This is a genomic window from Kitasatospora sp. NPDC002965 (genome assembly GCF_040611255.1).
GTDB lineage: Bacteria > Actinomycetota > Actinomycetes > Streptomycetales > Streptomycetaceae > Kitasatospora.
In genome coordinates, this window is the sequence record NZ_JBEXNT010000006.1 from 72564 (window position 1) to 84887 (window position 12324).

Genomic DNA, 12324 nt, shown 5'->3' on the forward strand with positions numbered 1-12324 from the left:
GGCTGGCTCAAGGACTGCTCCCCGCGCCTGCGGGGATGTTCCGGCGGTCTCGTCGGCGCCGACCTCACGAAGCTCTGCTCCCCGCACCTTCGGGGATGTTTCCTTGTTGCCCTGGGTGCAAGCGCCCAGGGGATCCTGCCTTATGCCTTTGAGCCCGGGGTGGCTGGGCTCGGCGGTAGCATGCTCCCCGCGCACCGCGAGTGCGATGCGACGCACAACGATCACTGCTCCCCCGGGCCTGCGGGGGATGGCCCCAGCGTCGTCGGCTTGCCGGCTGCCGCGCCGTAGTGCTCCCCGCCCATGCGGGGGTTGTCGGGCCCCTTTGGCGCTCCGCCCAGATCGCCGGCCTCGCCCAGCCTCGAAGAAGACGTCGCAAGGGCGACCGAGCCGTGTGATCCAACAGTGTAGTCAGCTTGCTGGCTGCTGCCAGAAAGCTCCCAGGGGGTCCAACCCAACGGAAATAAAGCGGAGTTGGTGTTGGAGCTCTCTCATGCGTACGCTCGCCCCGAGAGTCGACTGACGTCACGTCACTTTCATGCAATGCCCATACATCCGGGCACCTTCACTCATCACAAGACGACGATGGCCGGGCCCGCTGCTCCTGCAAGAACTCGGGCCCGGCCTACCCTCCGTGAAAGGAGTTCGTTCATGGTAACTCGAACGGCAAAGCGCCCCCTGGACAACCAGGGTCTGGTGCAGGCAGCCGCACTGCTCACCGCGTGCGTGACGGCTGGAGCGGGCTCCTCGTCCGCCGCCGACAGCGGCGTCCGCGCCGTCATCGCCGTGCTGGTGGTCGTCCTGATCGCCACAGTCGCTCTGCGGCGGCCGACCGGATCCGCGGCGCCGAAGCGGCCCAGGCGCTGAGGCCGCGCCGGTAGCGCCGGGCGCGCACCGAACGCGGTGCGCGCCCGGCGCAGGCGATCGAATGCGACCGGATTTGCGACCGCATCCGAACAGATCCCTTCAATACCGTTCTTCTCCTCGCACCCGGGAGCACTGTCCGTGTTGAATCGCCGCGTGACTGGACCACTGGCCGGTCCGGATCTCAGCGGGCGGTTGTCGGCTGCCGCCCGTTCGGTCTGGGCCAAGCACGACCGCGACACCGAGGCGTGGCTGCCGCTCTGGCGCCACCTCGCGGACAGCAGCGCGGTGGCGGCACTCCTCTGGGACAACTGGCTGCCGCAGAACGTAAGGAAGTTGATCACCGAAGCGCTCGGGCCCGGCGAGGACCGGGCTCGCACCCTCACGGTATGGCTGGCGGCCACGCACGACATCGGAAAGGCAACCCCGGCCTTCGCCTGTCAGGTCCCACAACTTGCCGAGAAGATGCGGCAGTTCGGCCTCTCCATGTGCGACGAGAAGCAGTACGGCACCGACCGTCGGCTCGCTCCGCACGGACTCGCCGGCCAACTCATCATCCAGGAATGGCTCGTGGACCGGCACAGCTGGCCTCATCGGGCCGCCGGGCAGTGGGCGGTGGTCGCCGGCGGACATCACGGAGCGCCTCCCGGACATTCACAGGTGCACGACCTCGACCTGCGAGAAGACCTGCTCCGTACGCCGGGCGAGAGCGAAGGGCTCTGGCACGACGTGCAGTTCGAGATCCTGGACGCGTGCACGGAGCTATTGGACGCGGGCGGGGCCATCGCCCGAGCCAAGACCGCGAAGCTTCCCCAGCCGGTCCAGATTCTCCTCACCGGCGTGGTCATCATGGCCGACTGGATCGCCAGCAACCCGGACCTCTTCCCCTACTTCCCCGAGGACTCGCCCCGCTCCGAGGAGGATCGCATCGCGTCGGCTTGGGCCGGGTTGCGCTTGCCGCCCTCCTGGCAGGCGGGTGACCTCCCCTCCGACGCACGCGCGTTGATCAAGTCGCGGTTCGACCTCCCCTCCGGCGCGGAGCCGCGCCCCGTACAGGTGGAGGCCGTCCGGCTGGCGCGCGAGCTGCCCGGATCGGGGCTGCTGGTGATCGAGGCGCCGATGGGCGAGGGCAAGACGGAGGCCGCCCTGGCCGCCGCCGAGGTCTTCGCCGCCCGCACCGGTGCGGGCGGCTGCTACGTGGCGCTACCCACCCGGGCGACCGCCGACGCGATGTTCGCGCGGCTCACCGCCTGGTTGGGCCACCTGCCCACCGACGGGCAGCGGGCGGTGTTCCTCGCGCACGCGAAGGCAGCACTGAACGACGAGTACGCGGGCATGATGGCCGCCGACCGGCACCGGATCCGGGCCGTGGACCCGGACGGCCCGCCCAGCACCGGCCACCGCGTACGGCGCAAGAACGCCGGGCTGATCGCCCACCAGTGGTTGCGCGGCCGGAAGAAGGGCCTGCTGGCGTCGTTCGCCGTCGGCACGATCGACCAGGTGCTGCTCGCAGGCCTCAAGAACCGCCATCTCGCACTGCGTCACCTCGCTCTGGCCGGCAAGGTCGTCGTGATCGACGAGGTCCACGCGAACGACGCCTACATGAACACCTACCTGGAACGGGTGCTCTCCTGGCTCGGGGCCTATCAGGTGCCGGTGGTCATGCTGTCGGCCACACTTCCCGCCGCCACGCGGCGCGCCCTCGTGCGGGCGTACTGCGGGGAGGAGGACGTTCCCCCCGGGCCGGAACGGGAAGCAGAGGCGACCGGCTACCCGCTGCTCACCGCCGTCTCCCCCGGCCACCCGCCGCTCATCCGCACGCCGACCGCCGACGGCGCCCGCCGCACGGCCGTCCGGCTGGAGCGCCTCGACGACGACCTCACCGTCCTCACCGACCGCTTGGCGCTCGAACTCTCCGACGGCGGCTGCGCACTGGTCGTCCGCAACACCGTGGACCGGGTAGTCGAGACGGCCGAACGGCTGCGCGAGCGGTTCGGCGACGAGGCCGTCACCGTGGCCCACTCCCGCTTCGTCGACCTCGACAGGGCCCGTAAGGACGCCAGCCTGCTCGCCCGGTTCGGCCCGGACGGCGACCGCCCGGCCGGACCTCACCTCGTCGTCGCCAGCCAGGTGGCCGAGCAGTCGCTCGATGTCGACTTCGACCTCCTGGTGACCGACTTGTGCCCGGTGGACCTGATGCTCCAGCGCATGGGCCGTCTGCACCGCCACCGGCGCGGCGAGGGGCAGGACAGGCGGCCTGTCCGGCTGCGTACGGCCCGCTGCCTGGTCACCGGGGTCGACTGGGCGGCGCAGCCACAGCCGCGTCCGGTGAAGGGCTCGACAGCCGTCTACGGGCGGCACCACCTGCTCCGCTCGGCCGCCGTGCTGCTGCCGCACCTGGAGGGCGCCGCGCCACTCACGCTGCCGGACGACATCGGCCCGGCGGTCCAGCGTGCCTACGGCGTTGGCCCGGTCGGCCCGCCCGACTGGGCCGGAGCAATGGCCGAAGCCGCCGAGGAGCAGCGACTCGCGGACGCTCGGCAGACGGCCCGTGCCGAGGTCTTCCGGCTGGACGGGGTACGCCGGCCGGGCCGCTCGCTGGTGGGCTGGCTCGACGCCGGGGTCGGGGACGCGGACGACCAGCGTCCGGGCCGGGCACAGGTCAGGGACGGCGAGGAGAGCCTGGAGGTGATGGTGGCGATGCGCCGCGCGGACGGCCGCCTCACCACGCTCCCCTGGCTGGACCGGGGCCGGGGCGATCTGCCGCTCCCGACCGAGACCGTCCCCACCTGGCAGGCCGCGCAGGCGCTTTCGGCGAGCAGCCTGCGGCTGCCCTACCACTTTTCCAAGCCTTGGGTGATCGACCGGGCGATCCGGGAGCTGGAGGGCCTCTACGTCCCGGCCTGGCAGGTGAAGGAGTGTCCACAGCTCGACGGCGAGCTGGTGCTCCTGCTGGACGAGCAGGGCCGCACCCAACTGGCCGGATACGACGTGGAATACAACGCGAACGACGGTCTCGCGGTGCACCCGGCCGGGGCCCGCGACGTGAGATTGGTGAGAAGCGTGCCCTCGTTCGACCTGGTGTCCCGACCCTGGCTTCCGGTCCAGCGGCTGGACGGCACGACCGCCGAGTTGTCACTGCGCGAAGTGTTCGCCGAAGCCGCCGGCATGCGCAGGCTGGTCGGGGACGTACCGACGCAGGAGTTCGCCCTGATGCGACTGCTGCTGGCGATCCTGCACGACGCCGTCGACGGCCCCGTGGAGCTGGAGGACTGGGAGGATCTCTGGAACGACCCGGGGGCATTCGCCGCCGTCGGACCGTACCTCGACCGGCACCGCGAGCGGTTCGACCTGTTGCACCCCGGTGAGCCGTTCTTCCAGGTCGCCGGGCTGCGCACGGAGAAGGACGAAGTGGCTTCGCTCAACCGGCTGGTGGCGGATGTGCCGAACGGCGAGCCCTTCTTCACCATGCGGCTGCCCTCCGCCGAGCGGCTCTCCTTCGCCGAGGCGGCGCGCTGGCTGGTGCACGCGCACGCCTTCGACACTTCCGGTATCAAGTCGGCCGCCGTGGGCGACGGCCGGGGCAGGAACGGCAAGGTGTACCCGCTGGGTACCGGTTGGGCGGGCGGCCTCGGGGGCGTCCTGGCCGAGGGAAACGACCTGCGGACGACCCTGTTGCTCAACCTGGTGGCCGCAGACACCCCCGGGGCGCGTTTCCGCCCCGATGACCGGCCGTCGTGGCGACGCGGCCCGTACGGCCCGGAACCGGACCCCGGGGCGGCGGACCCGTCGGTCCGCCCGTCCGGCCCCCGTGACCTGTACACCTGGCAGTCCCGCAGGATCCGGCTGCACCACGACGGGAGTTCGGTCCTCGGGGTCGTGCTCTCGTACGGCGACCCGCTCCCGGGGCACGACCTGCGCTTCGGCGAACCGCTCTCCGGCTGGCGGCGCAGCCGGCCGCAGGAGAAGAAGCTGGGCCGGTCCCCGGTGTACCTCCCGCGCCAGCACCGGCCGGAGCGTGCGGCCTGGCGCGGGCTTCCCGCCCTCCTGCAGGCTCGGAGCCACCGTGACGAGGTCCAGAACGGCGAACCTCCGGACGCGCTGCGTCCACTGGTGCTCGACTGGGTCGCCCGGCTGGCCACCGAACGGGTGCTGACGCGCGACCTGCTGATCCGGGCCCGGACGGTCGGCGCGGTGTACGGCACTCAGCAGTCGGTCGTCGACGAGCTGGTGGACGACGGCGTCGCGCTGGCCGTGATCCTGCTGCACGAGGAGGATCCGCGCTACGGACAACGGGCCGTCAGCGCGGTCGAGGCTGCGGAGAGGGCCGTACAGGCTCTCGGAAACCTCGCCGCCGACCTCGCCGAGGCCGCCGGTTCCGAGGGCGACGCCCCCAGGACCGCTGCGGCCGAGCGCGGGTACGCCGCACTCGACGGCCCGTTCCGGCTCTGGCTGCGGGACCTCGGCGGACACACCGACCCGGCTCTCGCGCTCGACGCCTGGCACCGGCGGGCCCGGGAGCACATCGCCGCCCTGGGCGCCGATCTGGTGGACACCGCCCCGTGGGCGGCTCGCGAGGGACGTGTGGTGGCGGGTCGGGGCGGCGGCCGGGTCTGGCTCAACGACGCCTTGGCCCACCGGCGTTTCGGGTTCGCGTTGGCCCGGGCCCTCCCGTCCCCGGGCGCACCGAGTGCACCGAGCGCGCCGACGACCCCGAATGCACCGGCCGCACCCATCTGGTCGACCACGCCGGACAGCCCCGGTGAGGACGACCACGAACACGTTCCGGAGAGCGAGGACCGATGACCACCGTGCCCGTCCCCCCGCCCCGCCGCACCGGCCTCGGCCGGACGGGCGAGGCGACGCACCGCTGCCTGGCCCGGCTCCAGTACGGCTATCACCGCGACGAGGCCGCGGCGGTGGCCAGGGTCGCACAGATCCGCCGCGGCGCGGGACGCCCGGTGGATGCACTGCCCGAGCTCTGGGGCCTCACCGGCCTGGAGCTCCTCTACCCGGACGGAAGGGTCCGGCCGACCGACACCGCGGCGGAGAACGCGATGCACACCGCCGTGACCCTCTGGTCGCTCCACCAGCAGTCGCACCGCAACAGCGGGATGCACCGCCTCGATGGGACCGGACTCGGTTTTGCGGTCAGGCAGTTGATGCCGGTCGACGATGTGGACGAGCCACTGCGGAAGCGGTTCGTCCGGGTCGGCGCGGCGCCCGTCTTCGACGTTCTCGCGCAACGACTGCGCGAGATCGTGGTGCTGCTGCACCGGGCCGCCGTCCCCCTCGACTACGGGGTACTCGCCGACCAGCTCTACCTGTGGCAACTACCGGGGCGGCGGGCCGAGGTGACTCGGTCCTGGGGGCGCGGCTTCCACGCCTACCGGCCACCCCGAACTGCCGAGGTGGCCACCCCCGGAGCCACCGCACCGGGCGAGCCGATCTCCACCGGCCCCTCGCCCGACCACCACCTCGACCTCATCGACAGCGACAAGGACCAATCGTGAGCCGTACGATCCTGGACGTCCACATCCTGCAGACCGTGCCGCCGAGCAACCTCAACCGGGACGACACCGGCTCGCCGAAGTCCGCGGTGTACGGCGGGGTACGCCGGGCCCGGGTGTCCAGCCAGGCGTGGAAGCGGGCGACCCGCCGGGCCTTCGACGGTCTGCTGGACCCCGCCGAGCTGGGTGTCCGCACCAAGAAAGCCGCCGAGCTGCTTGCGGCCCGGATCATCGCCCGGGGAGTCGACGTCAAGGAGCCGGAGGCCTGGCAGGCCGCCGCCGACACGATCACCGCCGCGACGGGCGCCAAGGTCGAACCACCCAAGCGGAAGAAGGACCTCGCGGCGAAGACCGGCGCCGAGGACCCGGCGCCGGAGTCCGCGTACCTGCTGTTCCTGAGCACCCGCCAGCTCGACGCGCTCGCCGAGCTGGCGTTGGAGGGGCTGAACGACCCGGGCGGGGTGAAGGAGTTCCTCAAGAGCAAGGAGAACCGAGCCCGGGCCCGGGAGGCCGCCAACACCCGGCACTCGGTGGACATCGCCCTGTTCGGCCGCATGGTGGCCGACGCCTCGGACATCAACGTCGACGCCGCCGCCCAGGTGGCGCACGCGATCAGTGTGCACGCGGTGGAGAACGAGTCCGACTACTTCACGGCAGTGGACGACCAGCGGGGCGACGACGAGCCGGGGGCCGGCATGATCGGCATCGTCGACTTCAACTCGGCGACGCTGTACCGCTATGCGGCCGTGGACGTGGACCGGCTGCGACACAACCTCGGCGACGCGATGCGCCCGGACGAGCCCGCGACCGAGCCGGTCCGGCGTGCGGTCCAGGCCTTCGTCGAGGCCTTCGTGACATCGATCCCCAGCGGCAAGATGAACACCTTCGCCAACCAGACGCTCCCGGACGCGGTGATCGTCAAGCTCCGATCGGCCCGGCCGATCAGCTTCGCCGGGGCGTTCGAGGAGGCAGTGGTCCCCGGCGGGGGCGGCCTCACCGGCGGCCACGTCACCGCCGCCTGCGCACAGTTGGCCGCGTACGTACCCGAGGTGGAGCGGGCGTTCGGCGCAGCAACCGAGGAGAGCTGGGTCCTGCGGGTCGGCGAGCGGACGGCCTCGCTCGCCGGGCTCGGCACCGAGGTGGGCCTCGGCGAGCTGGTCGAGGCGGTCGGCGCCGCGGTGGCAGGCCGGCTGGGGCCGGACGCATGAGCGTGCTCCTGCTGCGGTTGGCGGGGCCGCTCCAGTCCTGGGGCGCGTCCGCGCGGTTTGCCCGGCGGACCACCGAGGCCGCGCCGACCAAGAGCGGGGTGGTGGGACTGCTCGCCGCCGCACTGGGACGGGACCGAACCGCCGACCTTGCCGATCTCGCCGCCCTGCGGTTCGGCGTCCGAATCGACCAACCCGGCACCCTGGTCCGCGACCTCCAGACGGCCCACCACGGGGACACGGAGAAGGCGATGCCGCTGTCCGAGCGGTTCTACCTGGCGGACGCCGTCTTCGTCGCGGCCGTCGAGGGCGACGACGCGACGGTCGGCGAACTGCTGACGGCACTTCGCGCGCCCGTCTTCCTGCCCTACCTCGGCCGTCGTTCGTGCCCGCCGAGCGGGCCGGTCGAGCTCGGTGTCCGCCGCGGCGTCGGGCTCCGGCAGGCGCTGGAACGCGAACCCTGGCAGGCGGCACGCCGGCACCGGTCGCGACACCCGTCGCCGACCGTGCCGCTGACCGTCCTGACCGACGCCGAACCCGCAGAACAGCCGCGGGCGGACCTGATGCGCGACCTGCCGCTGAGCTTCGACCCCCGGCACCGCCGGTACTCCATGCGCGGCGTGACCTCCTGCGTGGTGGACGTGCCGGCGCTCGGCCCCTCTCACGATCCGACGGCCCACCTGAACCCCCTGGAACCGGTCTGAAGATGTTCCTCACCCGCTTTCGCGTCAACACCGCCCGAGCCGGGGCACGCCGACTGCTCTCGTCGCCGCAGCTACTGCACGGCGCCGTCATGGCCTCGTTCGCCGACCACGATGCGACTCCCGCTCCCCTGCCGACCGGCGGCCCGACGATCGCGCCTGCGACCACAGCCACGGCCGTACCCGTCGCGTCGACAGCCGCCACACTCGCCGAGACCTCCCCCCGGGTGCTCTGGCGCATCGATCACAACTCCCGTACCGAGGTACTGCTCTACCTGGTCAGCCCGCAGCGCCCCGACCTCACCCACCTGGTCGAACAGGCCGGCTGGCCGACCACCGGCGGCTGGCAGACATACGACTACGGTGCCTTCCTCGCCGCCCTCACCACCGGTTCGACCTGGGCCTTCCGACTGACCGCCAACCCGGTGCACAGCATCCGCCGCACCCCCGACGAGCCGATCAAACGCACCGCACACCAAACCCACCACCACCAGGCGGCCTGGCTTCTGAAGCAACAGGAGAGGGCGGGCTTCACCGTCGCCGAGAAGCCGCCCGAGCACCGGCTACTGGCGGAAGGGGACGAACGGGAACTCGTCGTCCACCGCCGCCAGGGCCTCTCCTTCGGCAAGAACGACCGGACGAACGGCGGCCGGCACAAAGTCACCCTGACGACCGCGACCTTCGACGGCCGGCTGCGCGTCACCGACCCGGACGCACTGCGCCGTACCCTCACCGCGGGACTGGGCAAGGCGAAGGCCTACGGCTGTGGGCTGATGACGCTCGCACCGGTACGGGGCTGATCGGGATGGGTGCGACTCCTGCCGCCAGGCCGACGTCCACGCCGCGCGAGCTGACCCGGATCGGCGACCGCGTCTCCTTCCTGTACCTGGAACGGTGCGTGATCAGCCGCGAGGACAACGCGATCACGGCCACCGATGACGGGGGTGTGCGCCACATCCCGTCCGCCACCATCGGGGTCCTCCTGCTCGGACCCGGCACCCGGGTCACTCACCAGGCGATGAGCGTGCTGGGCGAGTCGGGCGCGGGTGTGGTCTGGGTGGGCGAGCACGGGGTTCGGTACTACGCGGGCGGTCGGGCTCTGACCCGGTCGGCCGGACTCGCGGAGGCCCAGGCCATCGCGTGGGCCAACCTGCGCCACCGACTGGACGTGGCTCGGCAGATGTACCGCCTGCGCTTCCCCGACGAGGACCCGAGCGGGCTGACCCGACGGGAACTGCTCGGCCGCGAGGGCGACCGGGTGAAGGGCACCTACCGCAGGGAGGCGGCCCGAACCGGCGTCCGCTGGGTCCGGCGGACGTACGACCCTGGTGACTTCGCGGCTGGCGACGCACCGAACCAGGCGGTAACCGCTGCCGCACAGTGCCTGTACGGGATCGCACACTCGGTGGTCGTGGCGCTGGGTTGCTCCCCGGCCCTGGGGTTCGTGCATTCCGGTCACGAGCGGTCGTTCGTCATGGACGTGGCGGACCTCTACAAGGTGGAGTTCGGTATCCCGGCCGCATTCGACGCGGCAGCCGAGGGACCGGACGATGTGGCCGGGCGGACCCGTCGGGCGCTGCGCGAGCGAATTCGCGCGGCGGGACTGCTCGACCGGACGGTCTCCGACATCCAGGGGCTACTCTCCGCCTACCGCCGGTCGGAGCCGGACACGGCGGCGCTGAACGGGGAGGCGGACGAGGTCGGGTTGCACACCGACCGGAACGGCACTGTGGCAGGCGGCCGCAACTACGGTGCGGAGGCGATCTGGTGATCACTCTGGTGCTCGCCGACTGTCCCGTCGGCCTGCGCGGGCTGCTCACCAGGTGGCTCACGGAGATCTCGCCGGGTGTGTTCGTCGGCGCCCCGTCGACGCGGGTCCGGGAGGTGCTCTGGGAGGAGGTCCGGACGTACCGTGGCCGCGGCCGGGCGCTGCTCACCTACAGCACGGACACCGAGCAGGGCTTCGCGTTCGAGACGCACGAGCACCGGTGGCATCCGGTTGACCACGAGGGGCTGACGCTGATCCACCGTCCCTCGGACCGTCCACAGCCTCGCCCGGAGGCCCGTCCGCCGATCTCCGCAACCGAAGCCATGCGAACCAGCCCGCCCGGCGCCTCCGCTCGGACGGCGGGCGGGAACGAGGGCGCAGGGTGGAGCAAGGCCGCCAAACGGCGCCGGTTCGGGGCCCGTTAGCTCCAACAGTGAGAAGGCCACCCACCACGGAAACGGGCGACGGTGGAACGGCTCCAGGACGTGCCACGACTGAAGAAGCGGCGTAGGCGGTATGAGGATTCGCCAAGGAGCCCGACAGGAGAACCGGGAGGATGCCCTCGCAACCCGCCTTCTTCGTGGATGGCGACACCACTTCATCGCCGCCCATTCCCGCACCGGATAGCCTGCCGGCCCGGATTCACCGCCAGCACACCAAATCAACCGGAAAACACGGAATGCCCGATACCCAGCAAGTTGCTCAGATCGCCCTCGCCCCCTGACACCCCCCCAGCTCACCAACTCTGCTCCCCGCGCCTGCGGGGATGTTCCCGGGAAACACCTCCACGGGATTGCACACCGAATCTGCTCCCCGCGCCTGCGGGGATGTTCCTCCTCCGGCGGCAGCGGGGAATTGGGAGGCGGTCTGCTCCCCGCGCCTGCGGGGATGTTCCCCCGTCGAGCCTCTCCCGGGCGTCATCGACCATCTGCTCCCCGCGCCTGCGGGGATGTTCCCAGCCGTCAGGCTGCACCTGACGGGCCCAGAGTCTGCTCCCCGCGCCTGCGGGGATGTTCCCGGGAAACACCTCCACGGGATTGCACACCGAATCTGCTCCCCGCGCCTGCGGGGATGTTCCCGGCGAACCACTCGGTCTCGCCGAGACGCCAGCCCTGCTCCCCGCGCCTGCGGGGATGTTCCCCGCTACCAGCGCGCACTCCGCAGGGCGCATTCCTGCTCCCCGCGCCTGCGGGGATGTTCCCCCGACCGTCGCCGCTCGAATGCTGGACGACGACTGCTCCCCGCGCCTGCGGGGATGTTCCCCCCAGAGCTCCACCACGACGAAGGAGAAGGACCTGCTCCCCGCGCCTGCGGGGATGTTCCCACGGGAGAGGTGGTGTCTGCCATGGATGTCACCTGCTCCCCGCGCCTGCGGGGATGTTCCCCAGGCCGCGACCTGCTGGGCCGCCGAGATCGTCTGCTCCCCGCGCCTGCGGGGATGTTCCCCGGATGCTGAGCGTCGCACTCCGGCTCGTCCACTGCTCCCCGCGCCTGCGGGGATGTTCCCTTGGGACGGCATGGCGTGGCCGAATCGCTGGTCTGCTCCCCGCGCCTGCGGGGATGTTCCCAGCTCGCGCAGGATGCGGCCCGCGCGGACGGTCTGCTCCCCGCGCCTGCGGGGATGTTCCCTCCGTGCCGCCGAGGACGAGCTCGGCACCCTCCTGCTCCCCGCGCCTGCGGGGATGTTCCCGGCGGTACATCGATGTCCCGCAGGGAGCCGTCCTGCTCCCCGCGCCTGCGGGGATGTTCCCGGGTTGAGGCTGCCGATGGCGCCCTTCATGGCCTGCTCCCCGCGCCTGCGGGGATGTTCCCAGCGCCTCGTCCACACCGTGGGCCCGTGCCGCCTGCTCCCCGCGCCTGCGGGGATGTTCCCTGAATCGAGAGTCCGTCTCCGCAGCCTGAAATCTGCTCCCCGCGCCTGCGGGGATGTTCCCTCGGCCGTCCGCGAGCACACCCCCGCCACGGTCTGCTCCCCGCGCCTGCGGGGATGTTCCCCAGAGCTTGACCGCATCGCCGGTGATCGACTTCTGCTCCCCGCGCCTGCGGGGATGTTCCCCGGCCGCTGATCGTTCCGTCGGGCTCGACCGTCTGCTCCCCGCGCCTGCGGGGATGTTCCCAGCAGGGCGTGCTCACCGCCTGGGACGCGGACCTGCTCCCCGCGCCTGCGGGGATGTTCCCGAGGCCGACCACTACCCGCTGTCCCGTCGCGACTGCTCCCCGCGCCTGCGGGGATGTTCCCCTAGCCTGGCCGACGTACGAGCCCGGGGCCGCCTGCTCCC

The 12324-nt window shown here is 71.8% G+C and carries 8 protein-coding genes and 1 CRISPR repeat array (1 of these 9 cut by a window edge); all 8 genes read left to right on the forward strand.

Features of this window, described 5'->3' with window-relative positions:
• Positions 1–648 precede the first annotated feature (648 nt).
• Entirely contained in the window at positions 649–864 is a 216-nt protein-coding gene (locus ABZY91_RS04585; protein WP_329879545.1) for a hypothetical protein, read from the forward strand.
• Between the two features lie 153 nt (positions 865–1017).
• Positions 1018–5667, forward strand: a complete 4650-nt coding sequence (gene casA / locus ABZY91_RS04590) for a type I-E CRISPR-associated protein Cse1/CasA (RefSeq protein WP_355399687.1) — start codon at positions 1018–1020, stop codon at positions 5665–5667.
• A complete protein-coding gene (casB, locus tag ABZY91_RS04595; RefSeq protein WP_355399689.1) occupies positions 5664–6374 on the forward strand; it encodes a type I-E CRISPR-associated protein Cse2/CasB in 711 nt (236 codons plus the stop codon). The genes casA and casB overlap by 4 nt, the downstream gene beginning before the upstream one ends.
• A complete protein-coding gene (cas7e, locus tag ABZY91_RS04600) occupies positions 6371–7579 on the forward strand; it encodes a type I-E CRISPR-associated protein Cas7/Cse4/CasC (protein WP_329879542.1) in 1209 nt (402 codons plus the stop codon). Before casB ends, cas7e begins: the two co-directional genes overlap by 4 nt.
• Positions 7576–8280, forward strand: coding sequence for a type I-E CRISPR-associated protein Cas5/CasD (cas5e, locus tag ABZY91_RS04605; protein WP_355399691.1), 705 nt, complete (start codon positions 7576–7578; stop codon positions 8278–8280). The genes cas7e and cas5e overlap by 4 nt, the downstream gene beginning before the upstream one ends.
• 2 nt (positions 8281–8282) lie before the next feature.
• On the forward strand, positions 8283–9077 hold the full coding sequence (gene cas6e, locus ABZY91_RS04610) for a type I-E CRISPR-associated protein Cas6/Cse3/CasE (protein ID WP_355399693.1): 795 nt from the start codon (positions 8283–8285) through the stop codon (positions 9075–9077).
• Between the two features lie 5 nt (positions 9078–9082).
• The gene (gene cas1e, locus ABZY91_RS04615; protein WP_355399695.1) at positions 9083–10048 is read left to right on the forward strand and encodes a type I-E CRISPR-associated endonuclease Cas1e; all 966 of its coding nucleotides are present in this window, start codon (positions 9083–9085) and stop codon (positions 10046–10048) included.
• Complete coding sequence (gene cas2e, locus ABZY91_RS04620; protein WP_355399697.1) at positions 10045–10470, forward strand: type I-E CRISPR-associated endoribonuclease Cas2e; 426 nt, start codon at positions 10045–10047, stop codon at positions 10468–10470. Before cas1e ends, cas2e begins: the two co-directional genes overlap by 4 nt.
• A 320-nt stretch (positions 10471–10790) precedes the next feature.
• Positions 10791–12324: direct repeats of the CRISPR family, unit length 29 nt; unit sequence CTGCTCCCCGCGCCTGCGGGGATGTTCCC; it runs 1791 nt beyond the window's last position.

Coding starts and splice junctions, on each gene's coding strand:
- cas5e (WP_355399691.1), top strand. CDS start 7,576: ATGAGCGTGCTCCTGCTGCGGTTGGCGGGGCCGCTCCAGTCCTGGGGC.
- ABZY91_RS04585 (WP_329879545.1), top strand. CDS start 649: ATGGTAACTCGAACGGCAAAGCGCCCCCTGGACAACCAGGGTCTGGTG.
- casB (WP_355399689.1), top strand. CDS start 5,664: ATGACCACCGTGCCCGTCCCCCCGCCCCGCCGCACCGGCCTCGGCCGG.
- cas1e (WP_355399695.1), top strand. CDS start 9,083: ATGGGTGCGACTCCTGCCGCCAGGCCGACGTCCACGCCGCGCGAGCTG.
- cas6e (WP_355399693.1), top strand. CDS start 8,283: ATGTTCCTCACCCGCTTTCGCGTCAACACCGCCCGAGCCGGGGCACGC.